General features: G+C 73.6%; 21 protein-coding genes. 10 read left to right on the top strand and 11 right to left on the bottom strand.

What is annotated here, in order from left to right; translation table 11 throughout:
• Positions 1 to 18: 18 nt before the first annotated feature.
• Together ACF1AL_RS02295 and ACF1AL_RS02290 are read left to right on the top strand one after the other, a co-directional pair.
• On the top strand, positions 19 to 429 hold the full coding sequence (locus tag ACF1AL_RS02295) for a transcriptional repressor (RefSeq protein ID WP_366834615.1): 411 nt from the start codon (positions 19 to 21) through the stop codon (positions 427 to 429).
• 172 nt (positions 430 to 601) lie between these two features.
• Positions 602 to 1,201, top strand: coding sequence for a hypothetical protein (locus tag ACF1AL_RS02290; protein ID WP_386583227.1), 600 nt, complete (start codon positions 602 to 604; stop codon positions 1,199 to 1,201).
• A gap of 134 nt (positions 1,202 to 1,335) precedes the next feature.
• Here ACF1AL_RS02290 and ACF1AL_RS02285 read toward each other — a convergent pair whose 3' ends face one another.
• From ACF1AL_RS02285 to ACF1AL_RS02275, 3 genes are read right to left on the bottom strand one after another with little or no spacing between them, the layout of a single operon-like run.
• Positions 1,336 to 2,172, bottom strand: a complete 837-nt coding sequence (locus ACF1AL_RS02285) for an isoprenyl transferase (RefSeq protein ID WP_366834613.1) — start codon at positions 2,170 to 2,172, stop codon at positions 1,336 to 1,338.
• 26 nt (positions 2,173 to 2,198) lie between these two features.
• On the bottom strand, positions 2,199 to 2,945 hold the full coding sequence (gene recO / locus ACF1AL_RS02280; RefSeq protein WP_386419325.1) for a DNA repair protein RecO: 747 nt from the start codon (positions 2,943 to 2,945) through the stop codon (positions 2,199 to 2,201).
• Positions 2,946 to 2,960: 15 nt separating this feature from the next.
• Positions 2,961 to 3,455 (bottom strand): RrF2 family transcriptional regulator, encoded by a 495-nt coding sequence (locus tag ACF1AL_RS02275; protein WP_384208975.1) that lies wholly within the window; start codon positions 3,453 to 3,455, stop codon positions 2,961 to 2,963.
• A gap of 69 nt (positions 3,456 to 3,524) precedes the next feature.
• Between ACF1AL_RS02275 and ACF1AL_RS02270 the strand changes: the two genes are divergently transcribed.
• Together ACF1AL_RS02270 and ACF1AL_RS02265 are read left to right on the top strand one after the other, a co-directional pair.
• Complete coding sequence (locus ACF1AL_RS02270; protein ID WP_391825349.1) at positions 3,525 to 5,039, top strand: MFS transporter; 1,515 nt, start codon at positions 3,525 to 3,527, stop codon at positions 5,037 to 5,039.
• A gap of 111 nt (positions 5,040 to 5,150) precedes the next feature.
• Positions 5,151 to 6,659: an alpha/beta hydrolase gene (locus ACF1AL_RS02265; protein ID WP_391825348.1), complete on the top strand. Its 1,509-nt coding sequence runs from the start codon at positions 5,151 to 5,153 to the stop codon at positions 6,657 to 6,659.
• Positions 6,660 to 6,879: 220 nt separating this feature from the next.
• Here ACF1AL_RS02265 and ACF1AL_RS02260 read toward each other — a convergent pair whose 3' ends face one another.
• Positions 6,880 to 7,320, bottom strand: coding sequence for a protein phosphatase (locus ACF1AL_RS02260; RefSeq protein WP_366834608.1), 441 nt, complete (start codon positions 7,318 to 7,320; stop codon positions 6,880 to 6,882).
• A 68-nt stretch (positions 7,321 to 7,388) separates the two neighbouring features.
• Here ACF1AL_RS02260 and ACF1AL_RS02255 point away from each other — a divergent pair, with 68 nt between their 5' ends.
• Together ACF1AL_RS02255 and ACF1AL_RS02250 are read left to right on the top strand one after the other, a co-directional pair.
• Positions 7,389 to 7,916 carry a SigE family RNA polymerase sigma factor gene (locus tag ACF1AL_RS02255; RefSeq protein WP_391825347.1) on the top strand — a complete coding sequence of 176 codons (528 nt, stop codon included), beginning with the start codon at positions 7,389 to 7,391 and terminating at the stop codon, positions 7,914 to 7,916.
• Complete coding sequence (locus ACF1AL_RS02250; RefSeq protein WP_391825346.1) at positions 7,913 to 8,851, top strand: hypothetical protein; 939 nt, start codon at positions 7,913 to 7,915, stop codon at positions 8,849 to 8,851. Before ACF1AL_RS02255 ends, ACF1AL_RS02250 begins: the two co-directional genes overlap by 4 nt.
• A 25-nt stretch (positions 8,852 to 8,876) precedes the next feature.
• Here the strand turns inward: ACF1AL_RS02250 and ACF1AL_RS02245 are convergent, their stop codons facing one another.
• The 5 genes from ACF1AL_RS02245 to leuA all read right to left on the bottom strand — a co-directional run bounded on the left by ACF1AL_RS02245 (position 8,877) and on the right by leuA (position 15,636).
• Entirely contained in the window at positions 8,877 to 9,545 is a 669-nt protein-coding gene (locus ACF1AL_RS02245; RefSeq protein ID WP_366834605.1) for a response regulator transcription factor, read from the bottom strand.
• Positions 9,542 to 10,756 (bottom strand): sensor histidine kinase, encoded by a 1,215-nt coding sequence (locus tag ACF1AL_RS02240; RefSeq protein WP_391825345.1) that lies wholly within the window; start codon positions 10,754 to 10,756, stop codon positions 9,542 to 9,544. Before ACF1AL_RS02240 ends, ACF1AL_RS02245 begins: the two co-directional genes overlap by 4 nt.
• A gap of 57 nt (positions 10,757 to 10,813) precedes the next feature.
• Positions 10,814 to 12,889 (bottom strand): MMPL family transporter, encoded by a 2,076-nt coding sequence (locus ACF1AL_RS02235; RefSeq protein ID WP_386911409.1) that lies wholly within the window; start codon positions 12,887 to 12,889, stop codon positions 10,814 to 10,816.
• 140 nt (positions 12,890 to 13,029) lie between these two features.
• Entirely contained in the window at positions 13,030 to 13,728 is a 699-nt protein-coding gene (locus tag ACF1AL_RS02230; protein WP_366834602.1) for a TerB family tellurite resistance protein, read from the bottom strand.
• Between the two features lie 186 nt (positions 13,729 to 13,914).
• Entirely contained in the window at positions 13,915 to 15,636 is a 1,722-nt protein-coding gene (gene leuA / locus ACF1AL_RS02225) for a 2-isopropylmalate synthase (protein WP_366834601.1), read from the bottom strand.
• 366 nt (positions 15,637 to 16,002) lie between these two features.
• Between leuA and ACF1AL_RS02220 the strand changes: the two genes are divergently transcribed.
• Together ACF1AL_RS02220 and ACF1AL_RS02215 are read left to right on the top strand one after the other, a co-directional pair.
• Positions 16,003 to 17,073 carry a M4 family metallopeptidase gene (locus tag ACF1AL_RS02220; RefSeq protein WP_366834600.1) on the top strand — a complete coding sequence of 357 codons (1,071 nt, stop codon included), beginning with the start codon at positions 16,003 to 16,005 and terminating at the stop codon, positions 17,071 to 17,073.
• A 59-nt stretch (positions 17,074 to 17,132) separates the two neighbouring features.
• Positions 17,133 to 17,399: a protealysin inhibitor emfourin gene (locus ACF1AL_RS02215; protein WP_366834599.1), complete on the top strand. Its 267-nt coding sequence runs from the start codon at positions 17,133 to 17,135 to the stop codon at positions 17,397 to 17,399.
• Positions 17,400 to 17,576: 177 nt separating this feature from the next.
• Here ACF1AL_RS02215 and era read toward each other — a convergent pair whose 3' ends face one another.
• Complete coding sequence (gene era, locus ACF1AL_RS02210; RefSeq protein ID WP_366834598.1) at positions 17,577 to 18,530, bottom strand: GTPase Era; 954 nt, start codon at positions 18,528 to 18,530, stop codon at positions 17,577 to 17,579.
• Between the two features lie 152 nt (positions 18,531 to 18,682).
• On the opposite strand from era, the gene ACF1AL_RS02205 reads away from it, so the two are divergent.
• A complete protein-coding gene (locus tag ACF1AL_RS02205) occupies positions 18,683 to 19,993 on the top strand; it encodes an ammonium transporter (protein WP_366834597.1) in 1,311 nt (436 codons plus the stop codon).
• Entirely contained in the window at positions 19,990 to 20,328 is a 339-nt protein-coding gene (locus ACF1AL_RS02200; protein WP_366834596.1) for a P-II family nitrogen regulator, read from the top strand. Before ACF1AL_RS02205 ends, ACF1AL_RS02200 begins: the two co-directional genes overlap by 4 nt.
• Positions 20,329 to 20,358: 30 nt before the next feature.
• Here ACF1AL_RS02200 and ACF1AL_RS02195 read toward each other — a convergent pair whose 3' ends face one another.
• Positions 20,359 to 20,712, bottom strand: a complete 354-nt coding sequence (locus tag ACF1AL_RS02195) for a cytidine deaminase (protein WP_384208943.1) — start codon at positions 20,710 to 20,712, stop codon at positions 20,359 to 20,361.
• Between the last annotated feature and the right edge of the window lie 23 nt (positions 20,713 to 20,735).

Genomic DNA, 20,735 nt, shown 5'->3' with positions numbered 1-20,735 from the left:
CACAGAAGGAGGCAACCGGTGACGACCGCTGGACCGCCCGTGAAGGGCCGCGCCACCCGGCAGCGTGCCGCCGTGGCGGCGGCGCTCGACGAGGTGGACGAGTTCCGCAGCGCGCAGGAGCTCCACGACATGCTCAAGCACAAGGGCGACTCCGTCGGGCTCACCACGGTCTACCGCACCCTGCAGTCCCTCGCCGAGGCCGGCGAGGTCGACGTCCTGCGCACCTCCGACGGCGAGTCCGTCTACCGCCGCTGCTCCAGCGGCGAGCACCACCACCACCTGGTCTGCCGCACCTGCGGCAAGGCCGTCGAGGTCGAGGGCCCGGCGGTGGAGAAGTGGGCGGAGGCCATCGCGGCCGAGCACGGCTATGTGAACGTGGCCCACACCGTGGAGATCTTCGGCACCTGCTCGGACTGCGCCGAGACCTGACGGGACCGGACCCGTCGCCGTCGCGGCCTCGGCCGTTCGGCGGGTGCGGGTCCGTCGGGGCTTGCCGATCGTCACTCGCCCGTGTCACCTGACTGCGCCGGAACGTTTGCCGTCGTCCCGGGGCCGGTCGAAGGTGCAGATGCACCTACGGGTCGAGCAACGGGAGTCAAGGATGCGCGCAGTCGCCATACCCGGGTTGGCCGTGGCACTGGCCGTGCCGCTGGTGTTCGCCCCGCCGGCCCGGGCCGCGGCCTCCACCGGCACGGTCGGCCGCTCCGGCGGGACCGTCACCTTCGTGCCGGTGCCCGGCACCAACAGCCGGGTGACCTTCTACGTCGCGAACGACAACGTCCGGCTGCGCGTCTCCGACCCCGGCGGGATCACCGCGGGCGCCGGCTGCACCCAGACCAGCGCCACCACGGCGACCTGCGGGACGGTCGCCGGCGTCACCGGCCTGCACGCCGACGGCGGGGACGGCGACGACCGGCTCGCCGTCGAGTACCTGCTCGCCGTCCCGGCCGACTTCGACGGCGGCCCCGGCCAGGACATCCTCGTGGGCGGCAACGCCGCCGACCATCTCCAGGACCCCGACGGCTGGCCCGCCCCGCCCGTGCGCGCCACGTTCCGCGGCAGCGGCGGCGACGACGTGATCGTCAGCCGCAACGGCGGCTACGACCGCGTCGAGTGCGAGAACGGCAACGACACCGTCACCGCCGACCCGGCCGCCCTGGACCGCGTGACGGCGACCTGCGAGACCGTCGACCGGGGCTGAGACGGCCTCGGCGGCATGGGGCGCTGATCCGGTGGGTCCGGCAGGGCCGACGGTCACCCGGAGCAGGCCCCGTCGTCCCGTACGACGTCCCGCCCCATGTGCTGACCGTGAGGCGGGGTCGTACGGCACGGTGGTCAGCTCTCCTGGCGGCCCTCCATGGCGAGCAGTTCCTCGTTGGGGATCGCCCCGCCGAAGCGGCGGTCGCGGGAGGCGTACTCCAGGCAGGCGCGCCACAGGTCGCGGCGGTCGAAGTCCGGCCACAGCACGTCCTGGAAGACCATCTCGGCGTACGCGGACTGCCACAGCAGGTAGTTGGAGGTGCGCTGCTCGCCGCTGGGCCGCAGGAACAGGTCGACGTCCGGCATGTCCGGGTAGTACAGGTAGCGCTGCAGGGTCTTCTCGTTGACCTTGGACGGGTCGAGGCGGCCCGCCTTCACGTCCTCGGCGAGGGCCTGCGCGGCGTCGGCGATCTCGGCGCGGCCGCCGTAGTTCATGCAGAAGTACAGGGTGAGGCGGTCGTTGCCCTTGGTCTGCTCCTGGGCGACCTGGAGCTCCTTGGCGACGGACTTCCACAGCTTGGGCATGCGGCCCACCCAGCGCACCCGCACCCCGAGTTCGTCGAGGGTGTCGCGGGTCTTGCGGATGAAGTCGCGGTTGAAGTTCATCAGGAAGCGGACCTCGTCGGGCGAGCGCTTCCAGTTCTCGGTGGAGAAGGCGTACAGCGAGATGCTGCCCACGCCGATCTCGATGGCGCCCTGCAGCACGTCCAGCACGCGCTCGGCGCCGACCTTGTGGCCCTCGGTGCGGGGCAGGCCGCGCTCCTTGGCCCAGCGGCCGTTGCCGTCCATGACGATCGCCACGTGGCCGGGGACCAGCTCGCCGGGGAGCTTCGGGGGCCGCGCGCCGGACGGGTGCGGCTCCGGCGTCCTGTACTCACGGCGCTGGCGCCCCAGGAACCCGCGTACGGCCATGTGTTTCTCGTCTCCTTCGGGTGTTTCTACTGTTCCACGTAACGAAGGGAGCGCAGGCCGCGCTCCAGGTGCCAGTGCAGGTAGGCGGAGACCAGTCCGCTGCCCTCCCGGACGTACCGCGGCTCGCAGGCGTCCGCGGTCTCCCAGTCTCCCGTAAGCAGCGCGCCGAGCAGTGCCAGGGCCTGCGGGGAGGGGACGACGCAGCCGGGCACCCGGCAGTCCACGCACAGGGAGCCGCCCGCGGCGACGGAGAAGAAGCGGTTCGGGCCGGGCATGCCGCACTTGGCGCAGTCGCCGAAGCTGGGCGCGTAGCCGTTGACGGCGAGCGAGCGCAGCAGGAAGGCGTCGAGGACGAGGTGCGGGGCGTGCTCGCCGCGGGCGAGCGTGCGCAGGGCGCCCACCAGCAGCAGGTACTGCTGGACGGCCGGTTCGCCCTCGTGGTCGGTGAAGCGCTCGGCGGTCTCCAGCATGGCCGTCCCGGCGGTGTACCGGGCGTAGTCGGTGACGATGCCGCCGCCGTAGGGCGCGATGGTCTCGCTCTGGGTGCACAGCGGCAGCCCGCGCCCGACCAGTTCGCTGCCGCGCGCGAAGAACTGCACGTCGACGTGGGAGAAGGGCTCCAGCCGGGCCCCGAACTTCGACTTGGTGCGGCGGACGCCCCGGGCCACGGCCCGCACGCGCCCGTGCCCGCGCGTCAGCAACGTGATGATGCGGTCCGCCTCACCCAGCTTCTGGGTGCGCAGCACGATGCCGTCGTCGCGGAACAGACTCATGGCTTCATTCTGCCCTCACCGGAAGGCGGGCAGGGGCGCCGAGGGGTCGCGGAGCCAGGCGCGGGCGCGCTCGCGCAGGTCGGCGGGGAGGCGGTCGACGAGATCGGCGACGGTGGTGCGGCGCAGGGAGTCCCGCCAGGCGCGGTCGGCGTCGTCCATGACCCGGGCCACCCCGCACGGCCCGGCACAGCGTGCGGCGGGGATCGCGCAGGCGCCGCGCTGCCGGATCTCGGTGCACACGAAGGAGGGGGCGGTGCCCTCGATGGCCTCGACGACGTCGAGGACGGTGATCCGGCCGGCGGGCCGGGCCAGCCGGAAGCCGCCGCGCGGGCCGGAGGTCGCGGTGAGCACACCCGCCTGCACCAGGGACTTCAGGTGCTTGGCGAGGTAGGCGACGGGGAGGCCGTAGTAGCCGGCGAGGGTCGTGCGCGGGACGGCCTCCTGCTCGTCCGCGTGCGCGAGCAGGACGCAGCAGTGGACGGCCCACTCCACGCCTTGGGACAGCTTCATGACACGGCAGACTACCTTCGGCCGATGATGGGGATTATGGATGTTCGATATCCATGATAAGGATGGATCGTGACCTCGACCACTCCTCCCGTCCGGCTCCCCGCCGTGCCCTCGCCCGCCGAGTGGCGGATGCTCGCCGTGGCGCTGACCGCCACGCTCATGGCGAGCTTCGACCTGTTCGTCGTCAACGTCGCCACCGAGGCGCTGCGCACCGGCCTGCACGCCGGTGACGCCGCCCTGGAACTCGTCGTCTCCGGCTACGGCTCCGCCTACGCGGCCGGCCTGGTCACCGGCGGCCGGCTCGGCGACCGGTACGGCCACCGTCGGATGTTCGTGACCGGCATGGCCGCCTTCACCGCGGCCTCGCTGCTGTGCGGCCTGGCCCGCTCCCCCGGCGAGCTGGTCGCCGCCCGGCTCGCGCAGGGCCTCGCGGCGGCCGTGATGGTCCCGCAGGTGCTGTCCCTGGTCACCCTGCGCTTCCCCGCCGGGCACCGGGGCCGGGCCACCGCCTGGTACGGCGCCGTCAGCGGCATCGGCGCGGTCGCCGGGCAGCTGCTCGGCGGCCTGCTCCTCCAGGCCGACGTGCTCGGTCTCGGCTGGCGCGCGGTGTTCCTGGTCAACGTCCCCGTCGGCGTCGTGGCCGCCCTGCTCGCGCTGCGGCTGCTGCCGCCGCCCGCGCCCGACGCGCCCCGGCGCGGCTTCGACCCGCGGGGCGCGGCCGGCGTCACGCTCACCGTCGCGCTGCTGCTGGCCCCGCTGTCGCTGGGCCGCGAGCAGGGCTGGCCGGCGTGGACCTGGGCGAGCCTGGCCCTGGCGGCCGTGACCGGGGCGGTGACGCTGCGCGGGCAGCGGGCCCTGCGGGCGCGCGGCGGCGAGCCGGTGATCGACCCGGTGCTGCTGCGCACCCGGTCGTTCGCGAGGCCGCTGACGGCGGTCGGCCTGTTCCAGCTCTACTTCGGGGCGTACATGTTCACGCTGGCGCTGCTGCTGCAGGCCGGGCTCGGCGCGCCCCCGTTCACCGCCGCGCTGGCCTTCCTGCCGCAGGCGGTGCTGTTCAGCGCCGCCTCCCTGCTCAGCGGCCGGCTGACGGCCCGGTACGGCACGGCGGTGCCGCTCGCCGGGAGCGCGCTGGCGGTGGCCGGGCTGGCGCTGCTGGCGGCGCAGGTCCTCGCGACCGGGCGGGACACCGGCGCCCTCACGCTGATGCCCGAGCTGGCGGTCGTCGGCCTCGGCAACGGCCTGCTGCTGCCCCCGCTGATCGGACAGGCGCTGTCCGGGGTGCGCGGACCGGACGCGGGCGCGGCCTCCGGCACCCTCAACACCGTGCAGCAGCTGGCCGGTTCGCTGGGCGTGACCCTGCTGGGCACCCTGTTCTTCACCCTCTCCGGACCGGATCTCACCGCCGCCCACCACGGCACGGCGGCCGTGACGGGCGTGTTCATCGCCCTGGTCACGGCGGTGGCACTGCTGGTGCGGGACGGGCGGCGCAGGACCGGCGGACGAGCCGTCCTCGACCCTTCGGACGATGCCCGGGCCCACCCGGGCGCGCGAGAGGTGCCGCGCCGCTTCCCCGAGGGCGCCTGACGTGCCGTATCCGGGGGCCACTTCCTGAAGGGGCGTGCGGGGGTAAACCCCCCTGCACACCGGGCCGTTGGCCGGATGGGGCGGAGGGCGCCGGTGGGCGAGGCTCGTCCCATGACATCGATCAAGCGTCACGCCGCGCTCACCGCCGCCTCGGCCGCCCTGCTGTCCCTCGCCGCGCCCCCCACCGCGACCGCCACGCCCGCCGCCCCCACGGGGCCCTCCGGGGCCGCCGGACGGCAGGCGCTCGCCTGGGGGCCGTGCCCGGGGGCCGCCGCCGGGTCCCGGCAGGAGTGCGCGACCCTCGCCGTCCCGCTGGACCACAGCCGGCCCGGCGGGCCGACGATCGACCTCGCCGTCTCCCGGGTGCGCAGCGAGCGGCCGGGCGCGCGGCGCGGGGTGCTGCTGCTGATCCCGGGCGGGCCGGGGGGCTCCAGCATCGACGACCCCTCGCGCAAGGGGCAGAAGCTGCCGCAGGAGGTCCGGGACGCCTACGACCTCGTCGGGTTCGCGCCGCGCGGCCTCGCCCCCTCGACCGCCGTGGACTGCGGCCTCGACCACGCCGACCTGGCCACCTCCCGGCTGCGGCCCTGGCCGGCGGCGGACGGCTCGGTCGCCGGGAACCTGGACACCGCCCGCCGGATGGCCGACGCCTGCGCCCGCAACGGCGGCGAGCTGCTGCGGCACATCAGCACCGTCGACGAGGCCCGCGACATCGACCGCCTGCGGGCGGCGCTCGGCGAGCGGCGGATCTCGGCGTGGGGCGTGTCGTACGGGACGTATGTCGGCGCCGTCTACGGCCAGTTGTTCCCGCAGCGCACCGACCGGATCGTGCTGGACAGCAACGACAACCCCGACCCGGCCATGGTCTCCCGCGCCTGGCTGGCCGGGCACGAGCAGGGCGTGGAGGACGTGTTCCCCGAGTTCGCGAAGCGGGTGTCGGCGCCGGGTCACCCCCACCGGGTCGCGGACACGCCGCAGGGCGTCCGCGCGGAGTTCCTGCGGCTGGCCGCCGAGCTGGACCGCCGGCCGCTCCCCTGGCCCGGCGCCAACCCCCCGGAGCTGAACGGCAACGTGCTGCGCCAGACCATGCTGGACAGCCTCTACGACCCCGACCGGTTCGACGCCCTGGCCGCGCTGATGACCGCGGCCCGTGCGGGCACCCTGCCGCCCGCGCCGGCCGCTCCGCCGGAGCCGGTGCTGCAGAACGTGGCCGCGGTCGGCGCGGCGACGCTCTGCAACGACGTGGCGTGGCCGGCGGGCCAGGCGGTCTACCAGAAGGACGTGGACGCGAGCCGCAAGGCGTACCCGCTGACCGCGGGAATGCCGCGCAACGCGATGGTGTGCGCCGCCTGGCCCTACCCGCCGCGGCAGGCGCCGGTGCGGATCACCGACCGGGGGCCGTCCGACGTGCTGCTGGTGCAGAACGAGCGGGACGTGGCCACCCCGCTCTCCGGGGCGCGGAAACTCCGCGCGGCGCTGGGCCGGCGCGCCGTCATGGTCACCGTGAACTCCACCGGCCACGACGCCTACCTCGCCAACGGCAACGCGTGCGGGGACGCCACGGTCTCCCGCTTCCTCGCGACGGGCGAGCGCCCGAAGGGGGACGTGTACTGCCGGTGAGCGCCCGCCCGGCCCGGGGCCCCGGCCACCGCCCGTCCGGCGAACCGGCCCCGGACCACCGCTCAGCCCGGGGCCCACCACCCGGGACCCCGCCCGTCCGGCCCCTCAGGCCCCGACCCGGGCACCTGCCGCCGCCTCGGCCCGCCGCTCGGGCCGCGACGCCGGCCCATCCTGCTGCTCAGCCCGGGGGTCGCCGCCCGGACCCTGCCCGTCCCACCCCTCAGCCCAGAAACCGCCGTACGTACCGTCGCTGCCACGGGGTCTCCACCGCGTGGCGGTCGTAGTGGGCGCGCACATAGGCGACGGCTTCCTCGGCGGGGACGCCGTCCAGTACCGCCAGGCAGGACAGGGCCGTCCCGGTGCGGCCCCGGCCGCCGTGGCAGGCGATCTCCACGCGCTCGTCCGCCGCCCGCTCCCACGCCTCGGTCAGGACCGCGCGGGCCTCGGCCCGGTCCGCCGGGAGCCGGAAGTCGGGCCAGCGCAGCCAGCGCGCCTCCCAGGGCACCTCGGGGGGCCGGCGGCCCAGCAGGTAGACGCCGTAGGCCGGGTCGGCTCCGGCGCCGTCGTACGGGCGGCGCAGGCCCCGGCCGCGCACCAGGCGGCCGGAGGGCAGTCGCAGCACGCCCGGGGTGTCCTCGCTCCAGCGCTCCCGGCTCGTCACGGAAAACATTCGACACCGGGCAACCGAATCCGCGCAATCGGTGGTCTGGGGGGCGAGGAGGGTGCTTGATGCAGGCCGAACTGGAGGACCGGTTCCACGACTTCGTCGCCGCCAGGTGGTCGCACCTGGTGCGGACCGCGTATCTGCTCACCGGCGACGCGCACCACGCCGAGGACCTGACGCAGACGGCGCTGGCCAAGGCGTACCGGTCGTGGCGGCGTGTGGCGCGCAGCGACAACCCGGAGGCGTACGTCCGCCGGATGCTCGTCAGCTGCAACAGCGACCGCTTCCGCAAACGGCGGGTGGCCGAGTCGCTGACGTCGGCGCCGCCGGAGCGGGCGGGGCGGGACGAGGTGGCGTGGTCCGACGAGCGGGGGGCGCTGATGACGGCGCTGGCCGGACTGCCGCCCCGGCAGCGGGCGGTGGTCGTCATGCGGTACTGGGAGGACCTGTCGGAGGCTGAGGTGGCCGAGGTGCTCGGCTGCTCGCCGGGCACGGTCAAGAGCCAGGCGTCCAAGGGACTGGCGAAGTTGCGTACATATCCGGGGCTGATGGAGTTCGCCGGCCCGGCCGGCGGGCGGGGAGGCGACAGGTGAACGGCGAACAGCAGGGGCGGGACGAGGACTTCGAGCAGCGGTTGCGGGACCTGCTCGCCGAGGACGCCTCCGGGCTCCGGCCGGCGCCGGCGCCGTACCAGCGGATCCGGCGGCAGGGCGTGCGGGAGCGGCGGCAGCGGGCCGCGGCGGCCGGGGCGGCGCTGGTGGTGCTGACGGCGCTGCCGGTCGGCGCGTACGCGCTGGGCGGCGGCGGCCCCCGGACGGCGGACACGGCCGCGTCGCCCCCGAAGGCCACGGCTCCGGCGAGCCCGGCGCCGTCCGCGTCGGCCTCGCCCTCGGGTCCGGCGGGGCCCGCCGATCCGGCGCGGCAGCTGCTGGACGGGATCACGCTCGCGCAGGCCTCGGACGGGCTGGCCCGGTGCCTGGCCTACGACCGGGCTCACGACTACCGGCGGATGGGCCCGGGGCCGAGCGAGGACCTCGGCGACGCGGCCGGCTACCGGATCATCCTGGCCCAGCGCAGCACCGGCGACTCCAACGCCCCCGGCGACGGCATGTACGTCGTCGCGGTCAAGGAGCAGCCGCGGCAGACCCGGCTGATCTGCAGCGTCAAGGACGGGGAGGCGGCCGGGCTGAACGCCAGCCGGGGCGGCGTCGGCGCGGACGGTGCGGGGCCCGTCGCGGTGGACATCAACAGCGGCAAGCTGTACCAGCAGTCCTTCCTCGACAAGGGCCACTGGAAGCTGCCGTTCCGCTGGGGGATCATCGGCACGGTCCGGCCGTCGGTGGCCCGGGTGACGGTGTCGTACGGCGGCGCCACCAGCGAGGCCGTACTGGACCACGGCTGGTTCGTGGCCAACGGCACCCTGAACCGCCAGATCACCAGGACCCCGCATCTCAAGGGCTACGACGCCGCCGGAAAGCTCGTCTACGACTCCGACCGGGACCCGACGTACGAGAAGACGCTCCCCTAGGCGGGCCGGGTCCCCGCCGCCGGGCCTACGGTGACCCCGATCCCGGTGTCACCAGGCCCGACTCGTAGGCGGTGATGACCAGTTGGGCGCGGTCGCGGGCGCCCGTCTTGCCCATGATGCGGCTGACGTGGGTCTTCGCGGTGAGCGGGCTCAGGCCCAGCGCCTCGGCGATCTCGGTGTTGTTCAGGCCGCGGGCGACCAGCGTCAGCACCTCGCGCTCCCGGTCGGAGAGGCACTCGGGGCCGCCGGCCGCCGGCAGCGCGGGGCTTTGCAGGAAGCGGGCGATGAGGCGGGCCGTCGGCCCCGGGGACAGCAGCGCCTCCCCCGCGGCGACCGTCCGGATGGCGTCGAGCAGGTCCGCCGGGCGGGTGTCCTTCACGAGGAAGCCGGAGGCGCCCGCCCGCAGCGCCTCGACGATGTGCTCGTCGGTGTCGTACGTCGTCAGCACGAGGACCTTCACCCCGGCCAGGTCCTCCTCCGCCGCGATGCGCCGGGTCGCCTCGATGCCGTCCACCTCGGGCATGCGGATGTCCATCACGACCAGGTCGGCCCGGCGGGAGCGGGCCAGCGCGACCGCCTCGCGGCCGGTGCCGGCCTGGCCGACCACCTCCATGTCGGGGGCGGACTCCACCAGCATGGCGAACGCCGCCCGCACCAGGGTCTGGTCGTCGGCGAGCAGGACACGGATGGTCACGCGGCTCCTTCCCTCGGCAGTACGGCACGCACCGCGAAACCCCGGTCCGGCAGCGGGCCCGCCTCCAGCGTGCCGCCCACGCTGCGCGCCCGCTCCCGCATCCCCACCAGGCCGAAGCCCGGCTGGCCGGAACCCGCGCCGGCGCCGTCGTCGGTGACCTCCACCCGCAGGGCGTCCCCCTCCTCGTACACCCGCACCCGCACGGTCAGGTCGTCCCGGCCGCCGTGCCGTACGGCGTTGGTGAGCGCCTCCTGCACGATGCGGTAGGCGGCGGCGCCGACGGCGGGCGGGACCCCGTCGGCCCGCACGGTGAGGTCCACCGCGGCGCCCGCGGCGCGGGCCGCGTCGGCGAGGTCGGGCAGGCCGTGCAGCCCGGGCAGCGGGCCCCGCACGTCCGTGGCGCCCTGGTCGCGCAGCACCTCCAGGGTGGTGCGCAGTTCGCCGCGGGCGGTGCGGCAGGTGTCGGCGATGTCGTCCAGGGCCTTCGCGACGGCCGCCCGGTCCAGGCGGTCGGGGTCGGCGTGCAGGACGTGCGCGGCGACCGAGGTCTGCACGCCGATCAGGGTGATGGTGTGGGCGAGCAGGTCGTGCAGGTCGCGGGCGATGCGCAGGCGTTCCTCGGCGACCCGGCGGCGGGCCTCCTCCTCGCGGGTGCGTTCGGCGCGTTCGGCGCGCTCCGTGATCGCGGCGACGTACTGCCGGTAATAGCGCACGTCGACGCCGAAGAAGAGGACGGCGACGATCCATCCGGAGATCCGCAGCAGTTCCAGGGCCTGGTGCGCGCTGATCGTGACCATCACGGTCAGCGCGACGGTGAGGACCGTGACGCCCGTCAGCACCGTGCGCAGGGGGCGGCCGGTGACGGCGACGGTGTAGAGGGCGACGTAGGAGGCCGGGGTGGGTGGCGCGGGCGCGTTGCCGAGAGCGTGGTACGGCACGACCAGCGCCCCGATCGCCGCCAGCACGAGCAGCGGCCGGCGGCGCCGCCACACCAGGGGCACCTGGGCGGCGAGCAGCAGCGCCCAGCCGAGCGCGTCGGGGCGGCGGCCGGAGTCGGTGAACAGCGCGAGGGCGACGCCGAGGACGGTGGTGGCCGCGGCGAGCAGCGCGTCGTTGCGGGTGGCGTGCTCGGCGGTCTGCGGGTCGCGGTTGATCGCCGCCATGATCCGCTCGCCCGGGCGCGGCCGGGATGGGGTCGTCGTCGCCTGCACGGGTCCATCTTCCGCTAAGGGGCGCCCCTGGGGAGGACGGGACGCCCTGACGGTCGGTCAGACGGGCTGCGCCTCACGCTCGGCAGCCGGCCGGTGCGGTGTCCGGGACATCCGCCCGGGCCACCACACCCTGCGGCCCAGCGCCACGCTCGCGCTGGTCACCAGGTAGGTGCGGACCAGGAAGGTGTCCAGCAGCACGCCGACGGAGATGACGAAGCCGAGTTCCACGAGCTGCACGAGCCCCATGTTCAGCAGCACCCCGAAGGTCGCGGCGAGGACGAGACCCGCCGAGGCGATGACGCCGCCGGTGGTGCGCAGGGCGGTCAGCGCGGCGGCGGCCGGCTCGGCACCCCCGAGCGACTCCTCCCGCATCCGGTGCATCAGGAAGATGCCGTAGTCGACGCCGAGGGCGACGAGGAACACGAAGGACAGCAGGCCCAGGCCCGGATCGGTGCCCTCGAAACCGAACAGCGGCCCGAACACGAGCCCACCCAGGCCGAGCGCGGCACCCCACACGGCGACCACGGCGGCCGTGAGGAGCAGCGGCGCCACGAGCGAGCGCAGCAGCACGACGAGGATCAGCAGCACCGACAGCAGCACGATCGGCACGACGACGAGCCGGTCGCGGGCGTTGGTGTCCTTCAGGTCGAGCTGCTGGGCGCTGGCCCCGCCGACGTACGAACCCGGCAGCCGCTCGCGCAGCTGCTCGATGGTGCGGGTCTCGGCCGCGCTCTGCGGCGGGGCGGAGGCGGTCACCGAGATCTCGGTCCAGCCGGCGCCGCTGCGGGTGACCCGGGCGCCCTCCACGCCGTCGGCGCCGCGGATCGCGGTCAGCGCGGCGCCGGCGCCTGCGCGGGGGGTGAGGACGTCGATGGGCTGCGCGGACCGCTCCGGGTAGGCGGCGGCGAGGGTCTTCATCGCGGTGACGGACTCGGGCGTGTCGACGAAGGAGTCCTGCTGTGTGACGGTGCCGGGCAGGTTCAGCGCGCCGAGGGCGAGCGCGCCGAGCAGCAGCGCGCCGCCGACCAGGACGGTGCGCGGGCGCCGGCCGGCGGAGGTGCCCATGGCCGCGAACAGGGACCGGCGGGTCTTCGGCGTGCTGCCGTAGGCCGGGACGAGCGGCCAGAACACCCGGCGGCCCAGCAGGACGAGCACCGCCGGCAGCAGGGTCAGCATCGCGGCGAGCGCGCACAGCACGCCGACCGTGCCGAGCGGGCCCATGGCGCGGTTGGAGTTCAGGTCGGCGGCGAGCAGGCACAGCAGCCCGGCGGCGACGGTCCCGGAGGAGGCGAGGACGGCGGGGCCGCAGCCGCGCAGGGCGGCCCGCATGGCGTCGTACGGCCGCTCGTGGCGGCGCAGTTCCTCGCGGTAGCGGGAGACCAGCAGCAGCGCGTAGTCGGTGCCGGCGCCGAACACCAGGATCGTCATGATGCCGCTGCTCTGCCCGGACACGGTCGTGCCGAAGACCTGGTGGAGGCCGTAGGCGACGCCCGTGGACAGGTAGTCGGCGATCCCGGCCACGGCCAGCGGGACCAGCCACAGCACCGGGCTGCGGTAGATCAGGATCAGCAGGACGGCGACGACGCCGACGGTGGTGTACAGCAGCGGTCCGCCGAGCGAGCGGTAGACCTGCGCGGCGTCGGTGGCGAGCGCGCCGGGGCCGCCGACCTGCACGGTGAGCCCGTCGGTGCCGTGCGCGACGGCGCGGACGTCGTCGACGAGGGCGTCCCGCTTCTTCTCGTCGGTGCCGGGCTCGTTGCTGGCGACCGGGTACATCAGGGTGGTGCCGTCCCGGGACGGGATGCCCTGCGGGGTGCCGCCGGCGAGGACGTGCTGTCCGGCGATCGTGTCGATCTGCCGCCCGGCGGCGGCCCGGTCGGCGGCGGTGAGCCCGCCGTCGCGGTGGTAGACGAGCACCAGCTGGGTCGTCTGGCCGCCGGGCAGGCGCTGCTGGAGCTCGGCGGCCTGGGTGGAGTCGGCGCTCGCGGGCAGGTAGTCGGTGACCCGGTCGTGCTGTACGCCGGAAAGTTTCGAGGCGAACGGGGAGGCGATCGCGAGGATGGCCACCCACAGCGCGAGCAGCAGCCAGGGAATGGCTCGGCGTCGCGCGCCTGTCGTCTGTGCGGCCCCCATGAGCGGGCCCTCCCTCCGGGACGGATGTCTGGTTGCGGTTCCAGGCTTCCGTCCGGCGGGCGCCGGGTCGTCCGGCGGGAGGGCGAGGTCGCGGCTACTGCCCGGGGAGACCGGGCGGGCGGGTTACTCCCCGGGGAGTATCAGGACGGTGTACGGGCCGCCTCCAGCAGGCGGATGACGTCGTCGGTGGGCAGCGTGAGCGCGGCGCCGACCGTGGCGAGGGTCTCGCGTTCGGCCGGGGTGTAGGGGCCGTCGGCGAGCGCGATGCGGGCGCCGGTGAGGAGGATCGACTCGCGGCCGACGCCCGCGAGATGCGGGGCGAGCGGGTCGAGGGCCTCGTGCAGCTCTATGGCCAGCCCGGCGGTGCAGGGCCGCTCGGCCTGGACGCGGCCGGTGTCCTGGGCGACGGCCTCGACGAGCGCGGCGAGCTGCTCCTCGGTGCAGTCCGGGAAGCCGGCGGCGCGCACGGCGGTCGCGGCGGTCTCCAGCGCCGTACGGGAGGAGGTGCCGCCCGCGGCGAGCACGGCGAGGGCGACGGTGTGGACGGCGTCGCGCAGCATCGCGGAGAAGCGGGTGGTGGTGGGGTGGTCGAGGACGTCCGTGCCGAAGTGGCGGTGGCAGGCGGCGCACTCGACGACCGGCGCGGAGGCGCCGCGCGGCAGGACGGGCAGCCCCAGCAGGGTGAACCGGCGACGGCCGGTCAGGCGCTGGTAGTTGCGGTCGCCGCCGCAGCCGGGGCAGAAGAACTCGCCGTCGCCGACGGGCGTCCAGGCGGTGCGGGTGCCCGCGATGCGTGCCAAAGCGCCGGCACGGCCGTTGTGTCCCCGAACTGGCAGCACGTCGCACCTCCGTAACCCCACGGCAACATCGCCGAGCGCTTGCGTGATGTTAGCCACATCGGTGAGGCGGAGTCAGTACCCCGGACGAGACCTTTCCGTGACCTCGGGGCAAGGATGGCCGATAAACGACGACGCCCCGGCCGCCGTTCCCGGCGGCCGGGGCGTCGAAACTCCCGGTGAGAGGGGTCAGCGCGCGGCGCGGTTGACGGCGGAGACGACCGCCTTCAGCGACGCACGCGTCGTGTTCGCGTCGATGCCGATCCCCCACAGGACCTTGTCCCCGATCGCGCATTCGATGTAGGAGGCGGCCTGCGCGGAGGCGCCCTCGCTCATCGTGTGCTCCTGGTAGTCCAGCAGGCGTACGTCCAGGCCCAGGCCCTCCAGGGCGTTGAAGAAGGCCGAGATCGGACCGTTGCCGGAGCCGGTCAGGACGGTGTCCTCGCCGTCGACGGTCGCCTCGACGGTGAGCGTGTCCACGCCGTCGGTGTCGGTCGTCGACTGGCCGGTCCTGACCTGGATGCGGCCCCACGGGTTCTCCGGGTTGGGCAGGTACTCGTCCTGGAAGACGGCCCAGATCTCCTTCGGCGTGATCTCGCCGCCCTCGGCGTCGGTCTTTGCCTGGATGATCTTGGAGAACTCGATCTGCATCCGGCGCGGCAGGTCCAGCTTGTGGTCGTTCTTCAGGACGTAGGAGATACCGCCCTTGCCGGACTGGGAGTTGACGCGGATGACCGCCTCGTACGAACGCCCCACGTCCTTGGGGTCGATGGGCAGGTACGGCACGGCCCACTCGATGTCGTCGACGGTGACGCCCTTGGCCTTGGCGTCGGCCTCCATGGCGTCGAAGCCCTTCTTGATGGCGTCCTGGTGGGAGCCGGAGAAGGACGTGTAGACCAGGTCGCCCACGTACGGGTGGCGCGGGTGGACCTCCATCTGGTTGCAGTACTCCCACGTGCGACGGATCTCGTCGATGTCGGAGAAGTCGATCTGCGGGTCGACGCCCTGCGAGAACAGGTTCATGCCCAGGGTGACCAGGTCGACGTTGCCGGTGCGCTCGCCCTGCCCGAACAGGCAGCCCTCGACGCGGTCGGCGCCGGCCATCAGCGCCAGCTCGGCCGCCGCCACGGCGGTGCCGCGGTCGTTGTGCGGGTGGACGGACAGGCAGACGTACTCGCGGCGGGACAGGTTGCGGTGCATCCACTCGAAGCGGTCCGCGTGCGTGGACGGCGTCGAACGCTCCACGGTGGCGGGCAGGTTGAGGATGATCTCGCGGTCCGGGCCCGGCTGGTAGACGTCCATGACCGCCTCGCAGACCTCCAGCGCGAAGTCCAGCTCGGTGTCGGTGAAGATCTCCGGGCTGTACTGGTAGCCGAACTCGGTCTCGGGGCCCAGCAGTTTCTCGGCGTACTCCATCACCAGGCGGGTGCCGTCGACGGCGATCTGCTTGATGTCCTCGCGGGAGCCGCGGAAGACCACGCGGCGGAAGACCGGCGCGGTCGCGTTGTACAGGTGGACGGTGGCCCGCTTGGCGCCCTTCAGGGACTCCACGGTCCGCTCGATCAGGTCCTCGCGGGCCTGGGTCAGTACGGAGATCGTGACGTCGTCGGGGATCGCGCCCTCTTCCTCGATGATCGAGCGCACGAAGTCGAAGTCGGTCTGGCCGGAGGCGGGGAAGCCGACCTCGATCTCCTTGTAGCCCATCTTGACCAGCTGGTCGAACATCCGGCGCTTGCGCTCGGGCGACATCGGGTCGATCAGGGCCTGGTTGCCGTCCCGCAGATCGGTGGACAGCCATCGGGGGGCTCGGGTGATGCGCTGGTTCGGCCAGGTGCGGTCGGCGATGTCGACCTGCTCGTAACCGCGGTACTTGTGGATCGGCATCGGGCTGGGCTGCTGGCGGTTCGCCATGGTCGCGTGGGCTCCTCGAATGTTCCGCGAAGGCGGATCCGGTGGCGGCCGACGACGCAACACCAAGCTCCGCGGGGAGGGAGTCGGCCTTTTCCTACAGGCCCTCGCCGCGGCAGCTAAGGAGAAGCAGCCCGAAACGCATGATGCTCCGCAGCCTAGCCGAGCCGCCCCGGACGCGGGGGCGTGTCCCAGTATGCGGGACCGGAAGGACGAAAGGGGCAAAAAGTGCGCTGTGCCACATCCCGCCGGAGGTCGCCCCCTCGCCGTAGCACAGCGTCACCGAACACCGCCGTCACTGTCCCGGTATTTCACCAATCATGGTGGCAGGTAGTGACACGGGCATCACGCAGTGCAAAGGTGCCATGCATGACGACCCACGGGGGCCACCAGCCCGTCTTCTGCACGATCGTCCCGCCGCACGTCCTCGACAGGCTCGCCCGCAACGAGGACCCCGCCCTGTCCGGCCCGGCCCGCCGCTCCCTGGAGCACGACGCCTTCCAGCGCACCCGGCGGCGGCTGACCACGGTGATCGGCGCGCCCGCCGTCGCCCCGCCGGCCGGAGCGCCCGCCGACCAGCCGCACCGCACCATCTACGACGCCCGGCACACCCAGGACCTGCCCGGGACGAAGGTCCGCGAGGAGGGCTCCGAGCCCGGCTCCGACGCCACCGTCAACCGCGCCTACGCGGGCCTCGGCGCCACCTTCGAGCTGTACCTGAAGGCGTACGGCCGCCACTCCATCGACGACGCCGGGCTGCCGCTGGACGCCACCGTGCACTTCGGGGAGGGCTACGACAACGCCTTCTGGAACGGCGAGCAGATGGTCTTCGGCGACGGCGACAACGAGATCTTCCTCGACTTCACCATCCCGGTCGACGTCATCGGCCACGAGCTGACCCACGGCGTCACCCAGCACACCGCGAACCTGGAGTACTTCGGCCAGTCCGGCGCGCTGAACGAGTCGCTCTCCGACGTCTTCGGCTCCCTGATCAAGCAGTACTCGCTCGGCCAGACCGCCGCCGAGGCCGACTGGCTGATCGGCGCGGGCCTGCTCGCCCCGCGTGTGACAGGGGTGGCCCTGCGCTCGATGAAGGCCCCGGGCACGGCGTACGACGACGACGTCCTCGGCAAGGACCCGCAGCCCGCCACCATGGACGGCTATGTGCGCACCGGCCGCGACAACGGCGGCGTGCACATCAACTCCGGCATCCCCAACCACGCGTTCTACCTGGTCGCCACAGCCCTCGGCGGGCACGCCTGGGAGAAGGCCGGCCAGATCTGGTACGACGTGCTCACCGGCGGCGAGCTGAAGGAGGACGCCCTCTTCGCCGACTTCGCGACGCTGACGGTGAAGGCCGCCCGCGCGCGCTACGGCGCCGGGGACGAACTGCAGTCCGTGCAGAAGGCGTGGGAACAGGTCGGAGTGCGGACGCTGTAGCGCGGGGACCGGGGCGGGCCGGGGTGCGGACGCCGCGGTTCCGTACTAGACAGTCCCCCATGCGTATTCGAGTACGGCGCACGGGCGGTTTCGCGGGCATCGAGCGGCAGGGCGAGGTGGACACCGCGGGCCGCCCCGACGCGGCGGAGTGGCAGTCGCTGGCCCGGCAGGTCCTGGCCGAGGGCCGGCCCACGCCACCGGCCGGCGTCCCCGACGGCTTCCGCTACGAGATCACGGTGGACGCGACGACAGTCCACACCGCCGACCCCCACGTCACGGAACCCCAACGCACACTGATCTCCAGGGTGCTGAAGGAAGGGGCGTGAGCTTCGTCCGTAGCTGCGGGCAGTCGTGCCGCTGGGGCGGCACGGGTGGGCGCAGCGGCACCCCGTCAGCGCCGGGCAGCGCACCCAGCGGCGGTCACCCCGACGCCGGGTGCCACGCGCCCCAGGGCACCGCTCCCCACGGCGTGCACCGCACCCGGCGGTACGGCGCACCCGGCGTCAGAAGCCCAGCTTGCGGAGCTGCTTCGGGTCGCGCTGCCAGTCCTTCGCGACCTTGACGTGCAGATCCAGATACACCGGCGTACCCAGCAACGCCTCGATCTGCCGACGCGACTTGATGCCCACGTCCTTCAGCCGCTTCCCCTTGGGCCCGATGATGATCCCCTTCTGGCTGGGCCGCTCGATGTACACGTTCGCGTGGATGTCCAGCAGCGGCTTGTCCGCCGGCCGGTCCTCCCGCGGCAGCATCTCCTCCACGACCACCGCGATGGAGTGCGGCAGCTCGTCGCGGACCCCCTCCAGCGCCGCCTCGCGGATCAGCTCGGCCACCATCACCTGCTCGGGCTCGTCCGTCAGGTCGCCCTCGGGGTAGAGCGCCGGCCCTTCGGGCAGCAGCGGGATCAGCAGGTCGGCCAGGAGGTCCACCTGCTTGCCGGCGGTCGCCGAGACCGGCACGATCTCCGCCCACTCGAATCCCAGCTCCTTGCCCAGCTGGTCGATGGCGATGAGCTGCTCGGCGAGCGCCTTGGAGTCCACCAGGTCGGTCTTGGTCACGATCGCGACCTTCGGGGTCTTCTTGATCCCCGCCAGTTCCTTGGCGATGAACCGGTCGCCGGGCCCGATCTTCTGGTCCGCGGGCAGGCAGAAGCCGATCACGTCGACCTCGGCCCAGGTGGTGCGGACGACGTCGTTCAGCCGTTCCCCCAGCAGCGTGCGCGGCTTGTGCAGCCCCGGCGTGTCCACCAGGATCAGCTGCGCGTCGGGGCGGTGCACGATGCCCCGCACGGTGTGCCGCGTGGTCTGCGGCCGGTTGGACGTGATCGCCACCTTCTGCCCGACCAGAGCGTTCGTGAGGGTGGACTTGCCCGCGTTGGGGCGGCCCACGAAGCAGGCGAAGCCGGCGCGGTGGACTGCCTCGCCCGGCTGCTCGGATGACTGGGTGCGAACGCTCATGGCGTTCATTGTCCCTGATCCACGAGGTCCCGCCGCACGGTGAGGGTTCGGTAACCGTCAGGCAATGAAACGTCACGGAAACACACCCGTACGCACCCGGAAACGCGCCCGGGCGACTCTCTGACGCAGCCCCCACCCCGTTGGAGACGCCCGTGACCCTCGCCGCCGCCTCTGTGAACACCGGCGACACCGCCTGGCTGCTCGCCGCCACCGCCCTCGTGCTGCTGATGACCCCGGGTCTGGCCCTGTTCTACGGCGGCATGGTCCGCACGAAGAGCGTCCTCAACATGCTGATGATGAGCTTCGTGTCGATCGCCCTGGTCACGGTGGTCTGGCTGGCCGTCGGCTACTCCCTGGCCTTCGGCGACGACCTCGGCGGCGGGCTGATCGGCGGGCTGCGGCACGCCGGCATGAGCGGCCTGGGCCCGGACAGCGTCCACGGCACCGTCCCGACCGTCCTGTTCGCCACCTTCCAGCTGACCTTCGCGATCATCACGGCCGCGCTGATCAGCGGCGCGATCGCGGACCGGGCGAAGTTCAGCGCCTGGCTGGTGTTCGTGCCCGTGTGGGCGCTGCTCGTATACGTCCCGGTCACCCACTGGGTGTGGGGCCCCGGCGGCTGGATCGCGCACCGGCTCGGCGCGCTCGACTTCGCCGGCGGCCTGCCCGTCGAGATCACCTCCGGTGCCTCCGGGCTCGCGCTGTGCCTGGTCATCGGCCCGCGGCTGGGCTTCAAGAAGGACGCCATGCGGCCGCACAACCTGCCCATGGTGATCCTCGGCGCCGGTCTGCTGTGGTTCGGCTGGTTCGGCTTCAACGCCGGCAGCGCGCTCGGCGCCAACGGGCTGGCCGCCGAGGCCTTCCTCAACACCCTCGCCGCCGGCTGCACCGGCCTGCTCGGCTGGCTCTTCGTCGAGCACAAGCGCGACGGCCACCCGACGACGCTCGGCGCGGCCTCCGGCGCGGTCGCCGGCCTGGTCGCGATCACCCCGTCGTGCGGCACGGTCTCCCTGCTCGGCGCCCTGGTGGTGGGCCTGGCCGCGGGCGTGGTCTGCTCCTACGCGGTGAGCTGGAAGTTCAAGCTGAACTTCGACGACTCCCTGGACGTCGTCGGCGTCCACCTGGTCGGCGGGATCATCGGCACGCTGCTGATCGGCCTGTTCGCCGAGCGGGCGATGACCGGCGGCGCCGAGGGCCTGTTCTACGGCGGCTCCCTCGCCCAGCTCGGCAGGCAGCTGGTCGCCGTGGTCGTCGTCGCCGGGTACGCCTTCGCGGTGACGTACGGCATCGGCAAGGCCCTCGACAAGGTGATGGGCCTGCGCGCGAGCGAGGAGCAGGAGCACACCGGCCTGGACCTTACGGTGCACGCGGAGACCGCATACGATCACGGCGTCCTGGGCCACGGCGCCCCGGTCGCCCACTCCGTCGTCCCCACCGCCCAGAAGGTCACCCGCCAGGCATGAAGCTCATCACCGCCATCGTCAAGCCGTACCGTCTCGACGAGGTCAAGACCGCGCTGCAGGAGCTGGGCATCCACGGCCTGACCGTGAGCGAGGCCAGCGGGTACGGCCGTCAGCGCGGCCACACGGAGGTGTACCGGGGCGCGGAGTACCAGATCGACCTGGTGCCCAAGGTCCGTATCGAGGTCGTCGTCGAGGACGCGCTGGCCGAGGACGTCATGGACGCGATCGTGCGGGCCGCCCGCACCGGCAAGATCGGCGACGGCAAGGTGTGGGCGCTGCCCGTCGAGACGATCGTCCGGGTCCGCACGGGCGAGCGCGGACCCGACGCGCTCTAGGAGCCTTTCACGGCACGCCCGGGGGCCGTCTCAGCCCGCCGGGACGGTCTGCCGTACCTCTCCGTCCGGGCCCGCCAGCAGCACCGGCGTGCCCGCACCGCCCAGGTCGCGTACGGCGGCCAGGTCGTCGGCGGGCAGGGCGTCCGCCTGCGACACCACCGCGGCCGCCTCCAGCGACGTCGCGCCGGACGCCACCGCCATCGCGACGGCCGTGCGCAGCGCGCTCAGCCGCAGCGAGTCCAGCGCCACGGTCCCGGCGACATACGTACGGCCGGTCTCGTCGCGGACGGCGGCACCCTCGGGCACGCCGTTGCGGGCCCGGGCCGAGCGGGCCAGGGTGACGATCTTGCGGTCCTCGGGGTCGAGCGCGTTGCTGTCGGTCATGTCCCGAGCATACGAACCCGCGA

It is taken from the genome of Streptomyces sp. NPDC014801 (assembly GCF_043082085.1).
Lineage (GTDB): Bacteria > Actinomycetota > Actinomycetes > Streptomycetales > Streptomycetaceae > Streptomyces.
Note: the sequence above shows the minus strand (reverse complement) of the source record. Positions and strands in the feature narration are given on the sequence as shown.